The organism is Paraburkholderia sp. SECH2, from assembly GCF_030464795.1.
GTDB lineage: Bacteria > Pseudomonadota > Gammaproteobacteria > Burkholderiales > Burkholderiaceae > Paraburkholderia > Paraburkholderia aspalathi.
In genome coordinates this window covers 93,903-117,383 of the sequence record NZ_JALPRH010000006.1, presented here as the reverse complement: position 1 = coordinate 117,383, position 23,481 = coordinate 93,903, and the positions used below count along the sequence as shown (strand labels likewise).

Here is a 23,481-nt window from a genome sequence, read left to right as displayed (position 1 = left end):
ACCCGAAATTCCGCATCTTAAGCTTGGCGCTCAAGTCTGGTTTTTCGTGAGATCGCGGTGCGTTAGATATAAGCGCAGATCGAATTCAATCTGGTGGTAGCCCGGTTGCATGAATTCGCAGAGGCGGTAGAACGCCTTGTTGTGGTCGCTTTCCTTCAAGTGAGCGAGTTCGTGCACGACAATCATTTTCAGGAACTCCGGCGCAGCCTCCCTGAATAGCGAGGCGATGCGGATTTCTTTTTTCGCCTTTAGCTTGCCGCCCTGCACGCGCGAGATGCTCGTGTGCAGGCCGAGTGCGTGGCGCACAACATCAAGCTTGCTGTCGTAAGTGACCTTGTCGATTTGCGCGCCGTTGCGAAGGTGTTCGCGCTTGAGCTCCGAGCAGTACTCGTACAGGGCCCGATCTGTTTGTACCTGGTGCGTGTCAGGGTAGCGCTTCACGAGGTACGAGCCGAGTTGTTCCTCGGCGATCAGCTTTTTGACTTTTTCCTGCAGCCCGGCTGGGTAGCCTGTCAGGTATTTCAGGTGTTGCATGGCAATGGGGTTTGCTTGTGACGATGGCCTCGCGGCGACGGACTTTTGTTGAGCCGAATTCAACCGCGATTGCCTTCGCAATCCGTCCACAGGCGCAGCGGATCCCGGTGAAGCGGATACTGCTTGTCGAGCCACGCCGACAGCCGTGTCCAATCAGGGTGGTTGGTCCCGGTCTTCGCGGACCACGTCGACGACCTCTCGAGAATCTGTCCGCTCTCACGATCACGGACAAGCAGACTGCCAAGACCGCTCGAACTGTTCTCCTGCGTTTCGACCCGATATCGTGGCAGGAGTCTCACTTCAGCATCTCCTGCCCAGCCGTACACGGCCCGGACCACGCCAGTTGCGTCCTTTAACTCCACTGCACCGCTGGGTGGCCGAGCGGCCGTCCAGCCTTCAGGAAATTCCGCCACAACCTCATTGCCGCTTTCCCGGACCCATTTCATACGCCAGGCGCGCTCCATTGCATCGCGCACGTGCGACACCGACTCGTAGCCTGGCGGCAACTCGATCGCAGCGGGCAAGGTAACGAGGTTATCTTTCCAAAGCTTGGCCTCGCCACGATCGCGTCGATCGGTTGTTCTGGATACTTCTTCTCCGAACGGGTTATCAGGCCGGCTAGCGAGACGGGCGCCGCTTTGCTGCAGGTCAGGGAAAAGACCGTCTGCATCACGACGCGTTAGTTTTGGTTTTCCGTTTTTCATGGTGTTTCGCTAAAAGGCGCTCTCAAGAACGACCAATTTACATTAAACATGGCGACGCTCTGTGCAACCGCGCAATTATCCGAGCCACGGCGACCGCCGGTTCGATATTTTTCGCATCGAGGGCAAGCAGGAAGGCGCGCCGCCTTGCACGTCAATTTACGGTCTTTGCGAATGATTTTCGAGGACACCACGACCTTGCGCAGCGGCAGCACCGCTACGCCAAGGTCCGCCTGACCGGGTGTGTGCGGTCAAACGTGCGGCAAATCGTCAATACACTTTTCGACGTGCTCGCCAGGGACATCGGTGTCAATCCCGTCGTGGCCGTCGGCGTGAGCAACCGACACGATTTTTGGCCCCAGAAACCGTATGCCACCGAGCGTAAAAAGGGACCAAACAGCGTTCCCCCGACGGATCGCGGCCACGACTTCGGCCACCTCGACAATCGACGTGGGGGACAACCAGTCACGCGTCGCCGGGTCGACGGGAGCCCAACGCACGTGGGTAATCCTGTCGTTCGTCGGATTGATGCGAATGGCGTCTATAGCAAACGTAGCCATATCTGCCTCCATCATTCTGCCAAAGGGATTTCACCATTATGCGCTGCTTCTTTTTCTGGTTCATTGACCAATTTTCTTGCCGGATCATCTGCGACGGCGACGGCGCCGCACCTCGAGCGCGATTAACTGCGGAATGTGTTCGGCAGCGTTGTCTTCAGTCAGGCTGATCGTCAGGCGGGACCCCGTCGTCGCTCTGGACAAGCTTAGGGCGCCCCATTGCGTCAGGACCTGAATCCACCAGTTGGTTGCGGTAGTCACAGGCAGGACAGAGGAAAAAGAAACCTTGTTTGTCGGCTTCCGGCTCGACGCGATCAAAGGGGAACGACACATTGCAGTTTCGACAGGTCCACATAGCGGCCTCCGTCGGTATCTTCGAAGAATCTTCGTATGAAGGATACTAGCCGCAAGCCGACTCTCCTGCGCAAGAGAATCAGTGCTGCCCCGCGTTCAGGAGCATCCAGATCTGCCGCGTGGGGGCACCTGCAAGAATGCGAGCAAACACGCCGCCGCACCGCACGCAGGTGTAGTGCTCTTCTGCTCGCGTATCCTTCACAGTGCCGACGCCGTTAGGCCTCAGGTCGTCGTGCGCAGCCGCGGTAGCCGGCTGCCCGTAGAGATCAGCGCACCGTGCGCATGGTTGAATCCAGAGTTCCATTGTGAACAACTAGCGCGGTGATCAGCCGTTGCCGCCGACCGGACCGCCTTCGACCATCATGTCGACGCGCCGCTTGCCTTCGACATACCCAGCCTCGCGGGCCTCTTCTTCACTGCCGAACGTGGCGACAAGTTCCTGGAAGCGAATGCTCTGCCCGGCGAGGTGGGCATCGGAACCGTGGCGGCAGATGTACGCCGAGTAGTGCCACAAGGTGGTTGGGGCCGGGGGACCGTATGCAAGGATCGGCAGGACCCAGACTTCGTATCCGTTATGTTCGATCTTGTCCCACATGGCTGTCTCCATCGTGATCGTCGAGGAATCGTAGCATGTAGTGGCTGATCGATAGGGATCGCGCTTCAAACATGACCACTACCCGCTTCCCCGTAGCGACCATTGCGTTAGCAAGAACTGTTGCGCGCCCCAACATCACCCCCTCCCAGCAGATCCCCATAGCTGACGACAGCGTTGATCCAGTTCCTGAGTTCCTCGCGCTCCAGATCGAGCAAGCGTTCCGGCAATCCCGAGTCATTGGCGGCGCCCAGCATATTGTGAAGCGCGAGGAACGCCAGAGTTTGCGAATACATCACATGGGCAAGACGTAAGCGCATTTCCGGGTGCGCCTGCCCGGCCGCATGGGTATCTTCAATCGCATACGCCAGCTTCTCGCTGATATAGGCCAGCGGGACACCGTTACGGGTTTCCCGAGTTGTATACGCTGCGCCGTTGGATGACAGTGGTAAATTCATAGGTAGCTGGATGTTGTTGATTTGATTCTGGAGCGCCACAGTGGTCACGGGTGTTCAGCACACTCGCTCAATTACGACGCGCTCTAGGCGGTGCGCCCCCGCGTCACCCGTTGAGCGAGACCTTTTTCTGCTGCCAACGGCGAGACTCTTGATAAGCACTCGACGTAAACCGCCTCGGTACTGGCCGCGAAAGTCTGCAATGAAAACTCCGCCTCGCTCTTGGCACGTGCAGCGGCGCCGGCCCGCTCGACCTCGGACGGATTGCACAGCAGAAGCATGAGAAGCTGCGCGATGTAGCCGTGTCCACCTGGCGGGACCAGCCAGCCATCCTCGCCAGGGGTCACATTCTCCGGCAAGCCACCGGTATCGGAGACAATCACCGGCTTGCCCATCGCCATCATTTCCCGGCACGCGAATGACAACGTTTCCCGCTGGGAAAGCACAAAACCCACGTCCAGAAGCGCTACTGCAGGCCGAACGTCCCGAAGCATCCCGGTGCAGATCACCTGCCTCGTCATCCCCAGTGCGGCCACTCTTGAGCGCTGCGTTGCATCGGGTAACTGACCCGCGAGAACAATGCGGACGCGCTTGCGCAATGCATCGGGCAACATGGCAACCGCAGTCACCATGTCCAGCCAGGCTTTGTTGTCATCCATGCCTGAAGTGCTCCCGACCACCAGCGCATCCTCTGGAATCCCAGGCAAAAAGCGGCTTCGAATCCTGCTAACGGTAGCAGCACTCACAGGCGCGAACCGGCCGAGATCGATACCGTGCCGTACAACCCAATTAACCTTGCGTCCATAGACAGTTTGTGCCAGCCGGCGGCGCGTGTACGCTGAAACACAAATGACCGAATCGGTCCCTAACGTGCCCTTAAGCCATGTGGTCACGCTCTTCGCAGGCAGATCATTGTGTTTCGTATAAACGATACAGGGGCACCTTTTCCCCAATCCCGTCGTAGCGATCATCGCGATGCGATGATCTGCCGAGCCATTGACGTGCACGATATCGAAACCGTTCTTTTCGATCAGACGACGCAGCGCCAAACCGGTTCCGACCATCGATGTCAGCGTATTGCGAAAACCCATCGCGACGACTTCAACACCGGGAATCTGCCTCGCGTACAGATAGAGCCGGCTTGACCGGGGTGCTGCAATGGTGACGCGATGGCGCTCTCCTAGTGCAGCAACCAGGTTAAGAATATAGGTCGTATGACCGCCGCCATCACCCGTGTGAAAGTTGGTGTAGAGAATCTTCATAACAGCAGGTCGCCTCAAAATTTCCGATTTTCTCGAGCCAGTAGTACGCGGGTTTCCAGACTGCAAGTGCTGATAACGCGGTACCTACACGGCGATTCCGTTCACTACATTAGGACCGTTATCAGGGCTGCAGCCACGCGCCCGACATGACGATCATCGACAGTAGCTTGAGCGTATTACCGTAGTAGTCGTTGTTCTCCAGGCTCTGGCCGCGCAGGTTTTCCCAGATCGCGTTCAGCCATTCCTGGTTGTCCGAGTTGATCATCGCCGACACGCCTAACGCGGAAACAAAAGCCAGGCTGTTCCTGCCCTCAGCCGCGACGGGCACGCCATTCAGATGGTAGGTACTGGCGAACGACGTGGGGTCTCCACCCGTGGCAGATCGCGCCCAACGGTTGAACGTGCCGAGTACATTAAACGCACGCGGCTCGCCGTAGAGTAGATAATCCATCCCGACCCGCCACGGATAGCGAGCCGCGTTCCACGAATACTCGCCGTCTCTCGGGTCCCCGACCAAACGTGGTTTCGCGGGCCTGGGCTCCCCATCCAGGTGGAAGATAAAGTCCGGCATCAACGCAGTTTTCGGGCTGTAGTGTTGCTGGATCTCGCTGACGATCACATAGGTTCGGTCACGGACCGCCAGCCATCTTGCATCGCCGCTGTCGGTGAAGAAAGCCGTCAGGTGCGACTGCATGAAATCGGATGACCGTGTCGTGTATTCGATCTCCGGGTCGCCATCTGTTCCGGCCCAATCACCGATCATCAGGTGTTTGCCTGCGGGGTGCACTTCATACCGCAGAATGGCTTGCATCACTTCCCGCGCTTCCTGGCGATAGTTGATCGCGCCGTCGCTGCCCCATTGGCGGTCGGCCAGCAACAATGCATACGCAATGTCCAGATCGCCGTCGGTCGCACTGACTTTCCCGCGGAACGTGCCTCCCGAGTTGGCGCAACCTTCTACCTGATTCCAGGCCATCAGATGCGGGCTCGACGCCGCGGGGTGGTCGTGGAAATACCGGACCATACCGTCGAAGATGTCGCGAGCGTCGTTGTCATGTGCCGCCATCATGACGGTGATCAACATGCCATAACCGTGGGCTTCCGATACGGTGATTGTCTTCGGCGCCGTATCGCCGCCAACAGGTCGGTGGTCCGCATTGACCTTGACGAAATAACGCCCGTCTCCACATTCCTGCACCACATACCTGGTTCTCCATTCTCTATAGAATGCCCGCACCTGGCTGTCACGTTCAGCCGCTGAAATGTGGTTGGGCAGAATCGTGCCCCCGACATAGGGTTTTGCCGTCAAGACTTTCTGCACCCTGCGCTTTGCCGCTTCGGGTCTGGCAGTCGCATCATCGCCGCCACCGCAGGCGCCGAGGCACGCTGTTACGCAAAGAATCATGAACTTTGATTTGATGTCCCGCATGAGCTTCCCAGTCGGTTCGTTGCAGACAAGTTGTGATCGAGCGCAGCATCAACATCGCAGTCAGCGCACAACGTCTGAAACGAGCATAAGTGACAGGCATACGCGGTGTTGTCACCGCGCGTAACAGGGCAACCGCCGCGGGGTCATGCGGGCAACGGCAGGGTCACACGGAAGCACGCACCGCCCAAAGCGCTGGTTGAAATGCCGATGCTGCCGCCCTGCAAATACACCGCGCGCCGTACCAGCGCGAGTCCGAGTCCGAATCCCGAGCTCTCCTCACCACCGGGCGCGAGCCTGACAAAAGGTTCGAACACGCGTTCGCGGTCTTCCGCGGCAATGCCGGGGCCATCGTCCTCGACCTCCAGGATCATCTGCCGCGTCTCGTCGAGGCGGGCACCCACAATGACGTGGGAGCGACCATGCGCGAGCGCGTTCTCAAGGAGATTGCGGGCAATCAGATGCAGCAGGTCTCTGTCGGCAGTGAACTGGAGATGCTCCGGTTGTGCGGTGACGTTGATCACAAAACCTTTGTCGTCGACATCCATGCGCTCTTCACGCAGCCATGTCAGAACCGCGATAGGTTCGCGGGCAACGCGCGCTGGTGCATCGGTCAGTCTGGCGAAACGTAGACTCGCGCGTACAAGCGATTCGAGTCGGTCGACATCCAGTTGCAGTCGTTCCTGGAGACGGTTCCGGGTTGCGACGTCCTCGCTCCTGCCGAGCAGCATCATGGCAAAGCGCATTCGCGCAAGCGGGGTACGCAACTCGTGCGAGACCGCTTGCGACACCTCCTTGTGACGCTCGCTCATCGCAGACAGGTCTTCGACATGCCTGCGCATAGCGAGCACCAGCGGCATCCATTCCCTGTCGACGGCGGGCAGCATGATGGCCGGCGAGCGCGCCATGTCAGAAAGGCAGGCAGTGATCTCCTGCAAGTCGCGGCACCATCGTTGCTTGCGCCGCCAGGCGACGACTGAAAAGCCCAGGATGGGAGCACTTGCGGTTACGGCGGTCAAAAGAAAAACCGGAGAACTCAGTACATCCGTCAGCGCAGCGCTGCCCCACATCGGCCCGAACTGAATCAACGTGTCGTCGTCGAGTGAGAAGTAGGCGATCTCCTCATCACTGTTCTGTGCGGCCTGCTGATGCAGGAGCATGGTGCGCGCTTGCGGCGGCAGCTCGACGCTGTCGGCTGCAACTAGCTCGATCGGATACTGGAAGTGCTGGCGTAGCAGTATCAACCGCTGCTCGCGCTGCGCCGTCGACAGCGGTCGAAGTTGCTCCGCAAGCAGGTAGCCGGGTCCGGTCATCAACTGGCGGAAACTGTACTCGCTGATGCCGACCGCAGCGGAGGCCGACAGCCACAACAGGCCAAGGATTGAGCCAGTCCATCCGACGCCGATCACAATGATCGACCAACGTCTCAGTGAAAGCCGCATGAACTACTCCTCGCCCGATAGCTCGGCAAACAGGTAGCCCTGCGTAGTGATGGTGCGGATCGTCACAGGGCAATCCAGGTTCGCCAGCTTCTTCCGCAGCCGGGACACACGCATATCGATCGAACGATTGAGGCCGTCGTACTCCACGCCACGGAGGCTCTGAAGCAATTGTTCCCGATTGAGCGGCGTGCCGGCATGGCGAGCGAAAATCGACAGGAGGTCGAACTCCGCCACCGAAAACGCGACAGCTTTATCGTCCAGCCAGGCCCTTCGAGCATGGAGATCTAGCCGGAAATGCCCGAACGTGTGGTCGAACACCCGGCCAGGTTTGGGACGGCGAATGTCCCTTCGCAACAAGGCGCGAATGCGGGCCACGAGCAAGAGAGGATCGATCGGTTTGACGACAAAGTCGTCGGCGCCGACATGGAAGCCCATCAACTGTTCTACGTCCTCGTCCAGTGCCGTCATCATGAGAATCCGCCCTGAATAGGAGGACCGAATCTCGCGGCACAGGGAGAATCCATCCATGCCCGGCAACATGACGTCCATAACGAGTAGATCCGGGCGTACCGCATCGATCATCTTCACAGCCACGTCGCCGCGGTGAGCAATCGCAACCTCGAAATTTTCGGAGCGCAAAAACTCAGCCGTCAGTGCAGCGAGCGGAAGGTCGTCTTCGATCAACAGGAGCGTGTCTGGCATGGTGGCGCAGCATCCATCGTGTAGAGAATTCTCATAGATGCACGCCCTTTCTGAATTCTCTAAGTCGTTTGAACCAGTAATAAGAGGCGCCCCACTGCGGATGCTGATAGCGGCGTACTTTCCGCGCCAGCCACTCCGCGCTCTTGCCGTTGTCCGCCATACGATGAATCTCGTATGGATCGCTACCCGCGTGATTGCGGCGAGTGTTCCTCGTTGTGTATAGATATTCGAAACCAGCGACCCGAGCAGCCGCGATATAGTCGTCGTCGTAATAGCCTTCTGGCCAGCACAGATGCGTCGATACCATACCCAGGCGATCGGCCAGAATACATTTAGATATTTCGATATCCTGTGCGATGCGATGCCGCTTGCTGACCGAATCACTGCACAATATGTCCCAGCGGCGATGACTGTGCGTATGGCTGTGGAACTCGAAAGTTCCGGCCTTACGCATGAGTTCGATCTCGCTCCAACGCACCGTGACATCGTCCGATCGGCCAGCCTGGACGCGTTGCTCGCACTCTGCGTGCGACATGCTCCTGGCCGCGCGAGCTGTGATGACGGGTCGAACTGGACCGTCATGAATGCGACCAGTCACGAGAAACATAGCGGCATTGAAACCGTAGCGCTCGAGACATGGATGCGCGTGAATATAGTTGTCCAGGTATCCGTCGTCGAATGTCAGAAGAATCGATTTATCAGGCATGGGCGCACCGCGCAGGAAGCGCGCGAATTCGTCCGCGGTGAGCGTGACATATCCGTTGTGTGCCAGCCAGTGCATCTGTGATTCGAAACACTCGGGTGAGATATTCAGCGAGCCATTCGACTCTGAAACATGGTGGTACATGAGTACCGGCAGCGAGAGAGCGAACGATTCCATCGATGATTTCATCTACTATGAAATTCCAGATTTTCAGAGCGATTACCAGGCGGAAATCCAGACCTCTCTGTTGATGAGATCAGGCAAATCAACTATTGATGTCGACTGTGTATTACCGTTTTTTACAAGAACGGGCGAATGTTAGACGGAAGTATTTCTTCCGTCCACGAGCCGTTTGTCTGGATTTGTGTACTTTTGTCGCGAGCTATGCGCTTGATGCGGCATGGACGAAAAGTCGTCCAGATTTGACGCGGGGTGCGTTACGACGATTGGTCGTAACGCACCCGCATGAGGTACGTATCGCTACGGCGCTGCATGGTCCGAACGCCGCTATTTTGCCGACACTTGCAGTCAGACTTCACTCATAGAGAGCCAAATACTCATGCAGCGACTGAAGGACAGCGGCGCCCTCGCCGACAGCCGCCGCGACCCTCTTCACCGAACCACTGCGAACGTCGCCAACGGCAAAGATGCCTTGCCGGCTCGTCTCCAGAAATCGAGGCGGACGATCTGGCGGGCACGCCTTAAGTGCATCGGTGCCGGTGAGCACGAAGCCGTTCTTGTCCAGCGCAACACAATCGCCGAGCCAGCCTGTACTGGGCTGCGCACCGAGAAACAGGAAGACGTGCCGGATCGGCTTTTGTTCGACCTGCCCTTGCCGGTCCCATTTGACCGATTCAAGCCGCTCATCGCCGTACAGTTCTACGACCTGAGTCCGCTGATGAACGGTAATGTTGGACGCCGCATCGATCCGTCGGATCAGATAATTCGACATGCTCGTAGCGAGTCCGTCACCGCGAATCACGATGTGGACATGCCGCGCAAATCCCGCGAGGAAAACGGCTGCCTGACCGGCTGAATTTCCGCCGCCGACGATGATCAATTCTTCGTTGGCACAAAACGCGGCTTCCATGAACGTGGCGCTGTAGTAAACGCCGCGCCCCTCGAAATTCTCAAGGCGGTCCAGCGGCGGTTTCCGATAACGCGCGCCAGTCGCAACGACAACAGCGCGGGCATATACGTGCTCGTCGTAGTTGAGCCGAATGTGAAAAGGCGGTGCGTCCTGGCAATCGATGCCGAGCGCTTCAATGGGTACGCCGACCTCAGCGCCGAATTTTCGGCATTGCGACAGGCCGCGCCCGGCAAGCGCTTGACCCGAGATACCCGTTGGGAACCCGAAGTAATTTTCTATCTTCGAACTGGTACCCGCCTGGCCACCCGGCGCCTTGGTGTCGAGAACCGCAACCTTCAAGCCTTCGGAGGCCGCGTATACCGCGGCCGCAAGACCTGCCGGTCCGGCGCCTACCACGACCACGTCGAACCGCTCGCCATTCAGCTTGTCGGGACTGAGACCAACGGCATCGGCCACGGCGCGGTGGGTCGGGCTCTTCAGAACGTGACCTTGCCGCGTGATGACCACCGGAATATCCGCTTCCGTCGCGCCATTGCGTTCGAGAAGCGCTTGCGCCTCCTGATGGTCGACGATATCGAAGTAGGCCGATGGCTGACCGTTGCGGCTCAGAAAATGCCGAAGCCGGAACGTGGCCGCGGACGCCGCACTGCCAATGACCAGAATACCCCCGCTCTGGTCCTGAATAAAAGCGACCCGGCGCAGAATGAACGCACGCATGATCGTTTCGCTCAATTCGGCTTCTGCGATGACGAGCGCGCGCAGCGATTCCTCGTCGATTACGATGACTTCGCAATCACTGGTGGCGCGCGCCGATGCCACCGCGGCGCGGCCGGCAAGTGTTCCGACCTCACCGGTGAAGCAGCCTGGACCGTGCGAACCCAGCACGTGGAGAGCGTCTCCGGAGCCTCTCGTCGCCTCGATCGTCCCTGAGACGATCGCGAACATGGGAATGTGCCGGTCACCTTCGGAGAACAGCACGTCGCCCGTGTTCAGCCTGCGGCGCTCACCGTACCTCTCCAATAGTGCAAACTGTCTTTCATTCAGTATTGGAAAAATCTGGTGGTGGCGGCTGCCGCCTGACACCAGGTCTCCAAATCCGCCTGACGATTTATCGCTCATGGTTGCGTTTCCTCAGCTTTGGCGACGCGATCGGGGTTTACGCGGACGGCCTTCCGGCTCTGGCTCAGAAGGGATCACGTACGGCTCGAGTTCCATCAGGATCTCGTCGAGCCTGATGCGCAATTCCTTTGGCACTCGCGCCATCATCTCAGCATAGGCCTCGGTTGTTACCTGGCGCATGGCTTCTATTCTTTTCAGGCCATCAGGCGTCAATTCAACACACTTCTGCCTGCGATCCTCGGCCGCCTCCTGACGATCCACCACGCCTTCCCTATACAGCCCGTCGACCATACGACTGGCCGCAGCATGACTAAGGCCAGTTGCCTCGGCCAGTTCAGCAATGGTCTGCGAATCGTGATGATGGAGGTGAAACAGGGAGATGACGCGCGCGAAGGTCACGTCGCCGCTTAACATCGTCGACGCGTGGTGAAATACCCGCGAGGCAACCAGTCCATACAGGAGTTCGAGTTTGCGCCCGATGCCGGTTGCACTACCTTTCATGCGCCTGTCCATTTCCGACGAATATTTGCATTGCGATACCCTGTGTTGACAGATTCCTCGCCACGGCCTGCCGCGTGAGGGCAGCGGGAAGGCGTGCCTGCCGGCACACCTTCGATGCGTGGGGACTGTTCAGGTTGGATTTTCGCAGATATTCGCGGAAAGGACGTCAGTTGTATGCGCGCACACATCTAGTGCAGTCTGACTGTTCTCGCAGGTAGGCATTGTGTCCAACATGGGTTGAGCTGGTGCCGCGTGCTCGACACCAGCTCACTCCAGGCACAGCACGGTTAGTCGTTGCGCAACTTCCACTTTCCGTCGACGATCTCGACGATTACCCTCGCGCGCCGATCAAGACCATTGTGATCCGCTTTAGTCGTGTTCATGACGCCATGAGACAGGGGCAAGTCCTTGACGCAAACGCGCAGGAAATCGTTATTCGCTATTGGCAGGTATACACGCGTGTCTAGCTTGCGGCGCAGGTGTAGCTGGCCGCGGCGCTCACGCTGCCGGAGCCCGAATAGTGCGGCACGGTTGGGTACGGGCAGTCCGGCAGGGACGACGTCACATTGCCGTTGGAATCGAATTTCGTCAGTACCAGTTGCCCTGGGGCGGTACCCTGTTCGACCCACGCGATCATCGCGCCGAGATAGTCCGTCTGATCAGGACCGTTGCCACCGAGTACGTGGCCCACTCCTGGTTCGAGATAGAAGCGCGCATTGCCTCCAGCGGACCCGGCAAGCTGCACGACGGTTTGCCAGTTACGCAGATGGTCTCGTGGTGAAATCAACGGGTCGGCTGCGCCGTTGAACGAAATCAGTTTTTTGCCTGCCATCAGGTATTGCGCGATGGCCTGCAGGTTGTGATCCGCTCCGACGTTTTGCAGCCCTGCGGCAATGACCGGATACGAGGTGTCGACGTTGAAGTTCGCTTGCAGACTGCCTGATACCGTTGCGGGCAGCAGCCAATTCGCATTGCCCGTGGCAATCGCCGCGAAGCCGCCACCCAGCCCGCCATACGAGCCGACGCCGAACATGGAGCCGAAGTCCGCCCAGTTGTACCCGGAAAACAGTAACTGGCCGCCGCTTGTCGACAATGGCGCGACTATTCGCTGCACGGTTTGCAACTGCGCTGCCGAAAGACAGGTTGCCGCGGGCGCACCGGATGCACCACACTGCAGGGTCGATGGATCAAAGGTACAGGCAGCAGGATTCAGAATCACGCCGTTGGCATTCCCGCATTGCGCGACTGCCGCGGAATACGCTGCTGTCCACTGAGCACTTGAGGGCATCGCAGCGGAACCGGCAAGCGTTGCAATATTGAGCATCGCCGTTACCTGGGTTCCCATATTCATGGTCTCGTCGCCGGCGATAATGCCGTCGTAGTCTCCCGGCTGATTCTGGGCGGCAAGATAGGCCTCGCGGCCACCGTTCGACGCGCCGCTGAAGTACGTATATTTCGGCGCGGAACCGTAAAAGGCGGCAATCACTGCCTTGGCGAAATGAACCGTGATTCCCGTCGATGCATACGCGTAGTCCTTCTCCGCCGTTGCATTCGTCAGCAGATCCGCCGGATTGCCGGTGCGGTTTCCGCCATTCGAAGCGGTATAGGCGATCCCACGGACCAAGGGCTTGATGAGCGGAAATTGTGCGGATGTTGCTTCGACCGTGGGGATGCTTCCGTCGAAACCACCGCCACCTTGCTGGAGCAGCCGCTTCGACCAGTTGTCGGGAAGATCGACCTCGATGTCGAGTGTGGTACTGGCGGCTCCCGTTGCGCTGACCTTGCAATAACCCGGGTTGCCACCTGCGGCAGCAATGCGTGAAGTTGCCGTCACCGTAATGCCATTGAACTGCTGGCCGTTTATTTTCGTGCACAGCGCTGCATAGTCGACTGGCGCCGGCGACGCGACATTGTCAGAACTGCCACACCCCGAAAGTGCGAGGACGCACCCTCCCACCGCCAGTGCGACAACGAGTCGCCTGGCATTGCATTCAATCCAGCTCTTCACGTTGGTATCTCCAGATATAGGTGTCGTATTTATTGCCGTCGCGGCCGGAGAGTCGGGTTCTTCGCTTTCGTCGGGACGAGCAGGATCGCTGCCCGGCGACGGGAAGTAGATGGGTAATCTGAAGGAACACATCCGCCTGATTGAGCGGGTCGGACATTAATAAACCGTCCGGTCGTTCAATCAATGTGTGTAACGTTAGGATCGTTTTGGCTTGACGCCAAGCGGGGTTAACCCGCTTGGTTGGTGAGATATGGGGTTACCCGGCGGGTAGAGTGTGGAAAGGAAATTAGGCTTAGCCGAATAATGCTCATGCACATGTACCTACTGTATGCATAATATGCGTTCATGCATTTAATTGACGCAACATATACGGCGTAGGCAGGGATCCTTCAAACGCAGGCGGCTCGCCAGGATTTTTCTCCAATCCCTTTTTGTCGCCTGAGGCGACGACCTGTTCGTTCAGGTGCTGCGCGACAACACTCACACCGGGTGGTCGGTGTTATCGATATCGACGGCAACGACCCAATCGCCCTTCTCCATCTTCCATATCACCACGTATTTCCCACGGATTTCCACCGGCTCACCCTCCCGCGTCAAGCTGACGACGTAGCTACCAACGTCATACACGATGTCGAGACTCGCGGACACGGTCAGCGTGGGGGTGTAGAGCGCCTTGAAATCAGGGCGCGTGAAATAGGTACGCCATACGGCGATAACCGCGTCCTTGCCAACATGCCGCGGCTGTCCCGGTTGCATATAAACGGCGTCACTCGCGTAAATTGACGCTATCGCGTCGATGTTCTTCTCTGCTATTGCGGTCATCCATCCGTTATATCGGGAAAGGAGATGGTCCCGAATGTTCTGTTCTGTCATGGCTTCATTCCTTCAAGGTGGTCAGTGAAAGGGTCCACAGCAGGGACCGTGGGTTCTCTGCTACGCGGTGGTCAATTAAGTGAGCCGCGTTGTTGCTGATCTTTCTCCTGCGATTCGAACAGGGCCTTGAAATTGCCTTCGCCGAACCCGTCTTCACCGCGGCGTTCAATTATTTCGAAGAAGACCGGGCCTATCTGGCGCTTCGTGAAACGCTGCAGCAGAATCTTCTGCGGACTCTTGCCGTCGACCAGGATGCCGTGTTCAGCCAGGTGCTCGATGTCAAGACCGTGCCCCGGAAGACGCCCATCTATTCCGTCGTAATAGCTCTGCGATGGCGCCGCCATGAACTCGATGCCGGCAGCACTGAGCTTTTGAAGCGTGTCTTCGATGTTGGACGTCTGCAGCGCGATGTGTTGAATTCCCTCGCCACCGTAGTCACGGATGAATTCATCGTTCTGGTTGAGCACGCCGGGTTGGTCATGAGCGGCGGCAGCCACCGGAATCGATACACGACCGCACGGGCTCACCATTGAGCGCGCGCGCATTCCGGACATATGGCCTTTGACTTCGAGATACTGCTTCTCAGCGAACCCAAACGTGTCGCGGTAGAAGTTGGCCCACAAATCAAGATTCTTGGGGTGCACAATATTCGACGTATGGTCGACGGCCAGGATATTGGCATCACCCTCCTGCGTGTTTCTGGCTTCGACTGGAAGCGAGAAGACTTCGCGGAAGTCGCGGTCGACGAAGTACACGAGACTATCTCCGATACCGAGAATCGTCGGCGTGTCGAGGACAAACTCGCCCTCCTGTTCCGCAGACGCGCTGACAGCACCGCCGGATAACGCCTGCTCGTGTGCTGCCTTCGCGTCGTTGACGTGAATTCCAATCGCACGCACCGACGCACCGTGCTGGGATTCGAACGCGTTCGGATTCCCGTTAACAATGAACACGGCTGCGCCTTGAGTCATCAGGAGCATGTCGCTCTTCGACTTGCCGCGAAGGCGAAAGCCAAGGTTCTCGAAGAGTTCGACGAGTTCCATCGGCTGGGATGAGACGAACTCGACGAACGCGAATCCGTTAGTTTTCACTCGAGTGGTCATAATACCAAGTAGTAATCCAAAATATATGTCGTAGATCGGGCCCAAGGGAGCACGCTCTCATTCGACAATCAGGCCGCGGCCGGCGAAAGTGGAACTTACTTGCGGGTCGCAGCGACCACCTTGATCTCGACGATAAGCTCAGGGCGAGCCAGCGCGGCGATACCGAGAATGGTCCACGCCGGGAAGTCCGAGCGAATGTATTGCTCCTTTACTTCGCGGAACGTGGAGAGTTGCGAGCCGACATCGACGTGATAGGAAACGAGCTCGACGACATCCGTGAAATCGAGGCCCATATGCTTGAGCACGGCTTCGATACGCTTGAATGCAACGTCGATCTGTTCCTTCGGATCTTCCGGAATCGACCCGTCGGCACGCAAGCCGATTTGGCCAGCGATGAAGACCAGCCCGTTAGCCGTCACGGCCGGCGAGTACTGGAACAGGTCGAAAATGCGATTGCTTCCAAAGGTTGCGTCGTCGTCAGGAAGACGCAGGCGCTCGATTTTGCTCATGGCAGTCCTTCAATCAACTGGTGTAGTACGGGAAATTGATTCCAACGTGACCACTTTAGGTGACCAGCTAAGCTGCCGTCTGTATAGCGTGATACCAAATCAACCGAGAAGTTTGGACGAGTCGAGCACCCAGATACGACGTTGCCGGAGTTCAATTGCGCCGAGCGTCGTCAAGCGCTTCAGTGCACGGGTGACGGTGACCCGGGTCGCCCCCGTCATGGCGGCGATCTGCTCATGAGTCAGAGGGATGGATATCAGCGTGCCGTCCTCGCGCTTCTCGCCGTACAGCTCGGCCATCCGTCCCAGTAGCTCCCCGATTCGCATCTCCGGCTTTGGAAGCGCGAGGTATTGGATGCGGGACGCCAGAATCCGCTGTTTGAGCGCAACGATGCGCATCAGTGAGATGGCAAGTTCTGGACAGGACGGAATTGCCCCGGTGATAACCCTGATGTCGAACTCGATCAGTTCCGAGTCTTCGGCTGCGATAGCTGTGGCGATGCGCGGGAAGCCATCCATAGCGGGGCTTTCGCCGAACATCGACCACGGCCCCATCATTTCAAGCATGAACTCGGCGCCGTCACTCTGAAAGATCGAAACCTGGATACGACCGGAAAGCAGAAAGTAAAAGGTGAAACCAAGCTCGCCTTGACGATAAATCATGTTGCCCTTCTCGACCTTTATCTTCCGGCCGAGATGGGCTGCACGAATCCACACGCCCGCCGTGGCGTCATCCATATGCCATGTCTCGGTGGTCGCCGCGGCGCTCTTGCTCAAACCTGACTCCTCTCATGTGGGCGTGTTGACGCGTGTATTGTGGCATGAACATAAGTGCTACTCGATTGCGTGCTAAGCAGCGTCGACGTGACGTTCCTCTGCACTCTGGGCAACATACCCGTCCGGGCGCATCAGTATCGCTTTCAACCCAGAGAACATCGAAGCATGCTCGACGCCCCTCACTTCCTCAAAAATTACCGCGTCTGTCGGAAGCCATTCTGGTATCGCCACTTGCGCGCCAGCGTTAAATGCGAGATGAACCCATTTTCCCGCGCTGAGAAGCGAATACAAATTCGTCCGTTCTCCATTCTTCAACTGAAGTTCAGTATCGCGGATCCGGTTTCCCAGCAGGGACGAACTCGATCCAGCACAACCAGGCAGCGCTTCGGGATAGCGCACACCGAAGCCAGAAACCTGCCGTGCAAAATAAGCGTTGATCTCGGGGTTCTTGAGCATGTCATTGAATACGTCTCGCAAAGCGCGTCCATGAGGTGAGAAGCCGGTGATCAAGTAGCCTTGCGCCATCGTCGTATCGTGAAGATAGGCACCCACCGGCCTGCGTTCCTGCTCATAGGTATCGAGCAGGTATTCGGGTGCCTCTCCTTTTACGACCGCCGCCAGTTTCCAGCCGAGATTCATTGCGTCCTGGATGCCGACGTTCATGCCCTGCCCGCCTGCCGGCAGGTGAATATGCGCTGCATCGCCGGCGAGAAAAATTCGCCCCCGGCGATAGTGAGAAGCGAGCCGGGTCTCGTTGTCGAACCGCGAAAGCCACAGTGGGTCCCGGGCTGAAAAGTCCGTTCCGGCGATCATCCTCGTCACGCTGGTCAGTTCCTCGAACGTCACGGGGTCATCGCGCGTCACGCCGCGATCCACGGCCTCATTGAGAACGATGCGATAGTGGCGACCGTCACCCAATGGCGCGACCATCACGCTGCCCCGTTCATTGAATTCGGAAAACAGGGGTACGCTGGGCGGCGCATCCAGCACGACGTCCCCCATCAATGCCATCGCTGTCGCCGGATGTCCCACGAAATCGATACCCGCCTCTCGTCTGACAATGCTGCGAGCACCATCGGTTCCTACGACATAGGCGCCGGTCAGCTCGAAAGCACCTTCGGGTCCCGCCCCACGAACGCTGACCGAGCCTGAATCGACTGTCATGCCTTCGACAACAGCGCCTCTGCGGATATCAACGCCTAGTTCCAGCGCCCGCTGCTCGATGATCTCTTCGGTTGCTTTCTGCGGAATAAAGAGCGTGTAGGAAAAGCGGCTGTCGAAAATATTGAAATCAAGTCTTGTGTCGAGAACCGCATAGTGGCCCGCCGTGATCGGCTTGCCAGTCGCAATGAAACGATCCTCGACTCCTCGCAGCGACAACACCTCCAGCGTACGACCGTGGATGGTCAATGCACGTGATTGCTCGACGCGTTTCGTGCGCCTTTCGAGCACGACGACGCTTAGCCCTGCAAGCCGCAATTCGCATGCCAACCACAGACCGACCGGTCCGCCTCCCACCACCACAACTTCGAACGACGTATTCATATCAACGGTATTCCTCAAAGTAAATACGCGGACTTTAATCTAACGGTGTTAGATAGTAAACTGAAACTATCGTCGATAGGCGCCGTATGCCGGGTCCTGGGTTCGTGCAATGCGTGCCATTGCTTACTTCACCGAGCCTCCAACTGCTTCTTTGCAACCGCGCGCCTGCGATAACCGTCAGTGGCTACTAACACTGTTAGCTTAGAATGTAGAATCTCCACGCACACTCAATAGCGGCAGCAAGTCTCGATACCCTCAACATTCAAAAAAGGCCCTCATGGCAATACAGAAAGAACAGGTCATCCAGGTTGCAATGGACCTCCTCGATGAGCTTGGAATCGAGGGTGTAACAATGCGCAAGCTTGCGCAGGCGCTCGATATCAAGGCAGCCTCGCTGTACTGGCACTTTGCGAACAAGCAGGAACTGATGGACGGCATGGCCGATATGCTTATGGAGAACGTCGCGCGTAAGGCGCCGCGTCATCACCAGTGGGAAGAGCGGTTGCGCCATATCGCGGTCGAAATCCGCCGCGCGATGTTGAAGCATCGGGACGGCGCGCGCGTGTTCGCCGGCAGTTATGGCGTGGCCGAAAATGTCATGCGAGTCGGCAACGCGATGATGGCCACGCTGGCCGAGGCCGGCGCAAACACCCGGCTGTCCTCATGGGGTTCGTTCAGCGTGCTCTACTACGTGCTCGGATTCGTGATGGAAGAACAGGCGCTTGGCACAGACAACGACATCGACATGGATGCGCGCCGAGCCGCGTTCATGGCGTTAGCGAACACAGGCTATCCCCACGCATACGAGGCGGCCGACGACATCTTCAATCACAACTTCGACCAGCGCTTCGCATTGGGTCTCGACCTGCTGATCCGGGGGTTCAAAAGCAGGATCGCCGAGTCTTGATAGACTAACAACTCCGGATCGTCGATAACGAAGCCGACGTCAGCGCCGAATTCGCGCGCCTGCTAGGTTAGCAGTAAAGCTCCCTGCTCTCCCTGCCCGCTGGTCTGACGACTCCCCCAGACCACACGGCGCCATCCTGTTGTTCTCCCCCACTTGCGTGCGCTGCCTGCCGGAACTGTCCGCGCGGGCGTCACCGCCACCGCCATTCGGCATCAAGCCTGACTCTCTTCACAATTTCCCTTGACGACTAACACTGTTAGCCTAGAATACCAACCTACCACTGTTAGATTAGCAATGACAGCGGTATCGGTTAAAACCAGGCTGGTGATCCGGCCTCTTTCGGAACTAATGCATATGAGTAAGAAAGTCTGGTTCATCACAGGTACCTCACGCGGATTCGGCCGCGTCTGGGCCGAGGCCGCTCTCGCACGCGGTGACAGTGTCGCGGCCACAGTGCGGGACATTGCGAGCCTTAATAATCTCGTCGAGTCGTATGGCGACGCGATTCTTCCGCTTGCACTCGACGTCACGGATCGCGGTGCCGTGTGCGCCGCGGTCGAACAGGCGCATCGTCACTTTGGCCGCCTGGACGTGGTGCTGAGCAATGCGGGTTATGGCCTGTTTGGCACTATCGAGGAAACAGACGAAGCGGCGGCACGCGCGCAGTTCGAGACGAATTTCTTCGGTTCTTTATGGATCATTCAGGCTGCGTTGCCGTTGCTACGTGCACAAGGTGGCGGTCACGTGCTCGCGGTATCCAGCCTTGCCGGCGTGATTACTTTCCCCACGGCGGGCGTCTACGTTGCATCCAAATGGGCGGTCGAAGGTTTGTGCGATGCGCTTGCCAAGGAAGTCGCGGACTTGGGCATCAAGGTAACGCTCATCGAACCCGGCGGCTACGACACCGACTGGCGCGGCACATCCGCTCATCACGCAACGAAGCTGGACGCGTACAGCGGCTTGCGCGAGAAGCTAGCGGCAGCCCATGGCTCACGCGCCCTCGGCAACGCCGAGGCCACAGCCGAGGCGATTCTCGCGGTTGTCGACGCACAGACCCCGCCGTTGCGTCTGTTGCTTGGCGACACTGCCCTCCAGATCGCAGAACATGCCTACGCGGATCGGCTCGCCACGTGGCGGCAATGGGAAAGCGTTTCGAAAGCCGCTCAAGGCAATGCCGGCTAACGCCTGGGCTCAACTGCGCATCGAGTTGAGACGAAACGACGGCATTCTTGAATGGCTCTCAACTACGTTGCTTGGGCCTGATGAAGTTTCGTTCCCACGGCGGGCCTGTAAGGCTTTGCTGAAAATAACGTCAGGAAATCCCGGACCGCACTCGTTCCTACGCCGATGCGCCTGCTTTACTGCGTGGTTGCCCGCTGGGCTGGGGGTGCGGCGGCCGGATGAACCACATCCATAAGCCATTCGCAGGTCGGCCATGGAATATTTGTCCCGTAGAATGTCTCTGAGCAATTTGCCCTCGGAGAGACCCTTGCAGACACCCTTCAACGACGTTGTGCCCGACAACGAAACGCTTCTGGCGATCGTGCGGGCACAGACGGAGATTGCCAAGCTCGGACTGGATCTTGGCGGTGTCATGAGTTTTGTCACCGAGCGTGTCCAGCAACTAACGCAGGCCGATGGCGCGGTGGTCGAGCTTGCTGAAGGCGATGAAATGGTCTACCGCGCGAGTTCGGGCATTGCTTCCTCGCTGCTGGGTTTGCGGCTCAAACGCAGCGGCAGTCTATCCGGTCTATGCGTGGAAACCGGCGACATCCTGCGATGTGCGGACTCGGAAATCGATCCGCGCGTCGACCGTGAGGCGTGTCGGCGAGTGGGCCTGCGCTCGATGATCGTCACGCCACTCAGGCATGTCGATACGACGGTGGGCGTGCTGAAGGTCGTGGGCGCAGCGGCTAACGCGTTCACCGACGAAAATATTCGCGCGCTCGAACTGATGTCCGAACTGATCGCTGCCGCGATGTTTCACGCAGCGAGGCACGCAACCAGCGAGCTTTATTATCTGGCTACGCGCGATGCGCTGACGGGGTTGCCGAACCGCGCGTTGTTCTACGACCGGCTACGGCAAGCGATTCAGCAAGCTCAACGAGCTTCAGCGACGCTCGGCATTCTCAATCTGGACCTCAACGACCTGAAGCCCATCAACGACCGCTATGGCCATCGCGCGGGCGACGCGGCAATCAGGGAGGCGGCGCTACGCATGAACAAGACAGCGCGGTGCTCGGACACGGTGGCGCGCGTGGGTGGCGACGAGTTCGCCGTCATCCTGCCCGGTATCCACTCCAAGGCAGATGCCGAGAGGCTGGGCATGCGTATGGTCGAGCAGGTTCGTGAGCCGTTCGAGTTCGAGGGGCGCGCGCTCGACCTCGATGTCAGTGTCGGCGCTGCTGTTCTTCCAGACGATGGCGTCGAGATGACAACACTCATTGATCGGGCAGATCAGGCGATGTATGAGGCGAAGCGGATGCGAAAGATGGAGCGCATGTGAGTGGGTGCGGTAAACATACCACCACCCGGAGCCCTTTACCCTCTCTATCCCGGGTTGCACCAAACAGTTTCCGCGTGAATAGCCTCGGATCGGCTTGCTCTTCACGGTTCAGCGTGACGGCCCACCTGCGTTCCTTCTGCTCGCTGACCAGGTCGAAGCCACCGAGCACGTCGAACGCGTCGCCCTTGTGTGGAGCGCTATCGCGGATCCCAGCGGCAGACTACCGGGACCTCAGTGCGCACCCGCCGCTGCCCCACCGCCGCCCTTGCCGGGCTTGGTGAGCCAGACCAGTGGAATGATCACAATGAAAATCATCGACGAGAGCCAGAAGATATCGTTCAGCCCGAGCATCGCGGCCTGCGCATTCAGCGAATGTTCAAAAAACGCCACGGCCTGATCCATACTGCCGCCGAGCGTCGCGTGAAGGTTCGCAATGGCGCTCATATAGTCGGGGTTGTTCACGCTCGACTGTTCGGCGAGTTGCGCATGGTGCAGAATCGTGCGGTCGTTCCAGCCTGTGGAGATCAACGACGTGCCGACGCCGCCCGCGAACACGCGCACAAAGTTAGACAGCCCGGCCGCCGCCGGAATCTTGTCGGGTGATAGCCCCGACAGGATGATCGCGGTAAGCGGCGTAAAAAAAAGCGCCATGGGGATGCCTTGCAGCAGCGTCGGCAGCACGAGGGTATAAGGGTCGACACCCGTCGTGTAATGTGAGCGCATGAAGAACACGCCCGCGAAGCCGAGAAAGGCCAGTGTCGCCAGCACCCGTGCATCGGACTTCGGCATGATCTTCGCCATCACGGGCGCGAGCAGCACGGCGAAGATCCCGAGCGGCGCCGTCACGAGACCGGCATCCACCGAACGATAGCCGAGATAACCCTGAATCCACTGCGGCAAGATCACGAGATTCGAGAAGAACACCGCGTACGAGACCGAGATCGCAATCGTGCCGCCGCGGAAATTGCGTTCTGCAAAGAGGCGAAGATCGACAATCGGGTTCTTCTCTGTGAACTCCCAGATCAGGAAGAACAGAAAGCTGATGGCCGCGACGACGGCAAGCGTGCAGATCACAGGCGAATTGAACCAGTCGAGATCCTTGCCCTTGTCGAGCATGATCTGCAGCGACGCGACCCATGCGATCAGCGACAGCAGGCCGATCTTGTCGATGGGAAGCTTGCGCGCTGGGGATTCGCGGTCGCGATAGATCACCCACGTCACGGCGGCGGCAAACAGACCCACGGGAATGTTGATATAGAAGATCCACGACCAGCTGTAGCTGTCGGTGATCCAGCCGCCCAGCGCAGGGCCCGCGATCGGCCCGACTGTCGCCGTCATCGCCCACAGCGACAGCGCCGTCGAACTTCTTTCCTTCGGATAGGAGCCAAGCAAAATCGCCTGCGAGAGAGGAATCAGCGGGCCCGCGACGGCGCCCTGCAATACGCGCGCAGCGAGCAGCACGATCAGGTTCGGCGCAACGCCGCATAGCCACGACGAGAATACGAACAGTACGATCGCGGCCACGAACAGCCTGATCTGGCCGACGCGTTGCGTGAGCCAGCCCGTCAACGGAATCGCGACGGCATTGGCTGCCGAGAACAGCGTGATCACCCATGTGCCCTCGTCGACGGATACGCCGAGGTTGCCCGAGATGGTTGGGATCGCAACGTTGGCAATCGATGAATCGAGCACGTTCATGAACGTCGCGAGGGCGACGGCGATTGTCGCGAGAACCAGCTTTCCGCCTGTCAGCGGAGGCGGTGCAAGTTGTATCGAGGAATTCATCTCGCTTCCAGTCTGAAATTTTCGACAGGTCCG

22 protein-coding genes and 1 pseudogene are annotated in these 23,481 nt (G+C 58.5%); 3 read left to right on the top strand and 20 right to left on the bottom strand.

Annotated features, from left to right (window positions below; genetic code table 11):
- Positions 1–30: 30 nt before the first annotated feature.
- The 19 genes and pseudogenes from M0D66_RS13510 to M0D66_RS13420 form a co-directional block, all read right to left on the bottom strand.
- Positions 31–534 (bottom strand): M48 family metallopeptidase, encoded by a 504-nt coding sequence (locus M0D66_RS13510; protein WP_200650682.1) that lies wholly within the window; start codon positions 532–534, stop codon positions 31–33.
- 59 nt (positions 535–593) lie between these two features.
- The gene (locus tag M0D66_RS13505; RefSeq protein WP_093633600.1) at positions 594–1,238 is read right to left on the bottom strand and encodes a hypothetical protein; all 645 of its coding nucleotides are present in this window, start codon (positions 1,236–1,238) and stop codon (positions 594–596) included.
- Positions 1,239–1,486: 248 nt separating this feature from the next.
- Positions 1,487–1,795 carry a hypothetical protein gene (locus M0D66_RS13500; RefSeq protein WP_054039802.1) on the bottom strand — a complete coding sequence of 103 codons (309 nt, stop codon included), beginning with the start codon at positions 1,793–1,795 and terminating at the stop codon, positions 1,487–1,489.
- Positions 1,796–2,471: 676 nt separating this feature from the next.
- Positions 2,472–2,741 carry a hypothetical protein gene (locus tag M0D66_RS13495; protein ID WP_054039685.1) on the bottom strand — a complete coding sequence of 90 codons (270 nt, stop codon included), beginning with the start codon at positions 2,739–2,741 and terminating at the stop codon, positions 2,472–2,474.
- 107 nt (positions 2,742–2,848) lie between these two features.
- Entirely contained in the window at positions 2,849–3,244 is a 396-nt protein-coding gene (locus M0D66_RS13490) for a hypothetical protein (RefSeq protein ID WP_054039687.1), read from the bottom strand.
- A 35-nt stretch (positions 3,245–3,279) separates the two neighbouring features.
- Positions 3,280–4,455, bottom strand: a complete 1,176-nt coding sequence (locus M0D66_RS13485; RefSeq protein ID WP_266210887.1) for a glycosyltransferase — start codon at positions 4,453–4,455, stop codon at positions 3,280–3,282.
- Between the two features lie 121 nt (positions 4,456–4,576).
- Positions 4,577–5,884 (bottom strand): glycosyl hydrolase family 8, encoded by a 1,308-nt coding sequence (locus M0D66_RS13480; RefSeq protein ID WP_266210886.1) that lies wholly within the window; start codon positions 5,882–5,884, stop codon positions 4,577–4,579.
- 143 nt (positions 5,885–6,027) lie between these two features.
- Positions 6,028–7,290 carry a sensor histidine kinase KdpD gene (locus M0D66_RS13475; protein WP_266210885.1) on the bottom strand — a complete coding sequence of 421 codons (1,263 nt, stop codon included), beginning with the start codon at positions 7,288–7,290 and terminating at the stop codon, positions 6,028–6,030.
- A 36-nt stretch (positions 7,291–7,326) separates the two neighbouring features.
- Complete coding sequence (locus M0D66_RS13470; RefSeq protein WP_266210884.1) at positions 7,327–8,025, bottom strand: response regulator transcription factor; 699 nt, start codon at positions 8,023–8,025, stop codon at positions 7,327–7,329.
- 31 nt (positions 8,026–8,056) lie between these two features.
- On the bottom strand, positions 8,057–8,905 hold the full coding sequence (locus M0D66_RS13465) for a polysaccharide deacetylase family protein (RefSeq protein WP_266210883.1): 849 nt from the start codon (positions 8,903–8,905) through the stop codon (positions 8,057–8,059).
- 358 nt (positions 8,906–9,263) lie between these two features.
- Complete coding sequence (locus tag M0D66_RS13460; protein ID WP_093633608.1) at positions 9,264–10,937, bottom strand: FAD-dependent oxidoreductase; 1,674 nt, start codon at positions 10,935–10,937, stop codon at positions 9,264–9,266.
- Between the two features lie 12 nt (positions 10,938–10,949).
- Complete coding sequence (locus M0D66_RS13455; protein ID WP_167378328.1) at positions 10,950–11,438, bottom strand: MarR family winged helix-turn-helix transcriptional regulator; 489 nt, start codon at positions 11,436–11,438, stop codon at positions 10,950–10,952.
- 287 nt (positions 11,439–11,725) lie between these two features.
- Positions 11,726–11,851, bottom strand: a pseudogene (locus tag M0D66_RS13450) (branched-chain amino acid ABC transporter substrate-binding protein); the annotation flags it as partial.
- A gap of 50 nt (positions 11,852–11,901) precedes the next feature.
- Positions 11,902–13,446 carry a tannase/feruloyl esterase family alpha/beta hydrolase gene (locus M0D66_RS13445; RefSeq protein WP_167378329.1) on the bottom strand — a complete coding sequence of 515 codons (1,545 nt, stop codon included), beginning with the start codon at positions 13,444–13,446 and terminating at the stop codon, positions 11,902–11,904.
- Between the two features lie 480 nt (positions 13,447–13,926).
- Complete coding sequence (locus M0D66_RS13440; protein ID WP_266210882.1) at positions 13,927–14,319, bottom strand: nuclear transport factor 2 family protein; 393 nt, start codon at positions 14,317–14,319, stop codon at positions 13,927–13,929.
- Between the two features lie 71 nt (positions 14,320–14,390).
- On the bottom strand, positions 14,391–15,422 hold the full coding sequence (hppD, locus tag M0D66_RS13435) for a 4-hydroxyphenylpyruvate dioxygenase (protein ID WP_266210935.1): 1,032 nt from the start codon (positions 15,420–15,422) through the stop codon (positions 14,391–14,393).
- A gap of 95 nt (positions 15,423–15,517) precedes the next feature.
- Entirely contained in the window at positions 15,518–15,931 is a 414-nt protein-coding gene (locus M0D66_RS13430) for a RidA family protein (protein ID WP_093633613.1), read from the bottom strand.
- A 99-nt stretch (positions 15,932–16,030) separates the two neighbouring features.
- Positions 16,031–16,705: a Crp/Fnr family transcriptional regulator gene (locus tag M0D66_RS13425; protein ID WP_143131660.1), complete on the bottom strand. Its 675-nt coding sequence runs from the start codon at positions 16,703–16,705 to the stop codon at positions 16,031–16,033.
- A gap of 72 nt (positions 16,706–16,777) precedes the next feature.
- The gene (locus tag M0D66_RS13420) at positions 16,778–18,250 is read right to left on the bottom strand and encodes an FAD-dependent monooxygenase (protein ID WP_266210881.1); all 1,473 of its coding nucleotides are present in this window, start codon (positions 18,248–18,250) and stop codon (positions 16,778–16,780) included.
- Positions 18,251–18,527: 277 nt separating this feature from the next.
- On the opposite strand from M0D66_RS13420, the gene M0D66_RS13415 reads away from it, so the two are divergent.
- The 3 genes from M0D66_RS13415 (at position 18,528) to M0D66_RS13405 (ending at position 21,663) form a co-directional block, all read left to right on the top strand.
- A complete protein-coding gene (locus tag M0D66_RS13415) occupies positions 18,528–19,157 on the top strand; it encodes a TetR/AcrR family transcriptional regulator C-terminal domain-containing protein (RefSeq protein WP_093633616.1) in 630 nt (209 codons plus the stop codon).
- Positions 19,158–19,511: 354 nt separating this feature from the next.
- A complete protein-coding gene (locus tag M0D66_RS13410) occupies positions 19,512–20,339 on the top strand; it encodes an SDR family NAD(P)-dependent oxidoreductase (RefSeq protein WP_211708366.1) in 828 nt (275 codons plus the stop codon).
- 307 nt (positions 20,340–20,646) lie between these two features.
- On the top strand, positions 20,647–21,663 hold the full coding sequence (locus M0D66_RS13405) for a sensor domain-containing diguanylate cyclase (RefSeq protein ID WP_234487127.1): 1,017 nt from the start codon (positions 20,647–20,649) through the stop codon (positions 21,661–21,663).
- Between the two features lie 231 nt (positions 21,664–21,894).
- Here the strand turns inward: M0D66_RS13405 and M0D66_RS13400 are convergent, their stop codons facing one another.
- Entirely contained in the window at positions 21,895–23,448 is a 1,554-nt protein-coding gene (locus M0D66_RS13400; RefSeq protein ID WP_266210880.1) for a DHA2 family efflux MFS transporter permease subunit, read from the bottom strand.
- Positions 23,449–23,481 lie beyond the last annotated feature (33 nt).

What these genes read in the sequence shown, in the direction of transcription:
- M0D66_RS13505 (WP_093633600.1), bottom strand. Translation starts at nt 1,238, where the DNA reads ATGAAAAACGGAAAACCAAAACTAACGCGTCGTGATGCAGACGGTCTT.
- M0D66_RS13400 (WP_266210880.1), bottom strand. Translation starts at nt 23,448, where the DNA reads ATGAATTCCTCGATACAACTTGCACCGCCTCCGCTGACAGGCGGAAAG.
- M0D66_RS13415 (WP_093633616.1), top strand. Translation starts at nt 18,528, where the DNA reads ATGGCAATACAGAAAGAACAGGTCATCCAGGTTGCAATGGACCTCCTC.
- hppD (WP_266210935.1), bottom strand. Translation starts at nt 15,422, where the DNA reads ATGACCACTCGAGTGAAAACTAACGGATTCGCGTTCGTCGAGTTCGTC.
- M0D66_RS13430 (WP_093633613.1), bottom strand. Translation starts at nt 15,931, where the DNA reads ATGAGCAAAATCGAGCGCCTGCGTCTTCCTGACGACGACGCAACCTTT.
- M0D66_RS13500 (WP_054039802.1), bottom strand. Translation starts at nt 1,795, where the DNA reads ATGGCTACGTTTGCTATAGACGCCATTCGCATCAATCCGACGAACGAC.
- M0D66_RS13420 (WP_266210881.1), bottom strand. Translation starts at nt 18,250, where the DNA reads ATGAATACGTCGTTCGAAGTTGTGGTGGTGGGAGGCGGACCGGTCGGT.
- M0D66_RS13460 (WP_093633608.1), bottom strand. Translation starts at nt 10,937, where the DNA reads ATGAGCGATAAATCGTCAGGCGGATTTGGAGACCTGGTGTCAGGCGGC.
- M0D66_RS13440 (WP_266210882.1), bottom strand. Translation starts at nt 14,319, where the DNA reads ATGACAGAACAGAACATTCGGGACCATCTCCTTTCCCGATATAACGGA.
- M0D66_RS13495 (WP_054039685.1), bottom strand. Translation starts at nt 2,741, where the DNA reads ATGTGGGACAAGATCGAACATAACGGATACGAAGTCTGGGTCCTGCCG.
- M0D66_RS13465 (WP_266210883.1), bottom strand. Translation starts at nt 8,905, where the DNA reads ATGGAATCGTTCGCTCTCTCGCTGCCGGTACTCATGTACCACCATGTT.
- M0D66_RS13455 (WP_167378328.1), bottom strand. Translation starts at nt 11,438, where the DNA reads ATGAAAGGTAGTGCAACCGGCATCGGGCGCAAACTCGAACTCCTGTAT.
- M0D66_RS13470 (WP_266210884.1), bottom strand. Translation starts at nt 8,025, where the DNA reads ATGCCAGACACGCTCCTGTTGATCGAAGACGACCTTCCGCTCGCTGCA.
- M0D66_RS13485 (WP_266210887.1), bottom strand. Translation starts at nt 4,455, where the DNA reads ATGAAGATTCTCTACACCAACTTTCACACGGGTGATGGCGGCGGTCAT.
- M0D66_RS13510 (WP_200650682.1), bottom strand. Translation starts at nt 534, where the DNA reads ATGCAACACCTGAAATACCTGACAGGCTACCCAGCCGGGCTGCAGGAA.
- M0D66_RS13410 (WP_211708366.1), top strand. Translation starts at nt 19,512, where the DNA reads ATGAGTAAGAAAGTCTGGTTCATCACAGGTACCTCACGCGGATTCGGC.
- M0D66_RS13480 (WP_266210886.1), bottom strand. Translation starts at nt 5,884, where the DNA reads ATGCGGGACATCAAATCAAAGTTCATGATTCTTTGCGTAACAGCGTGC.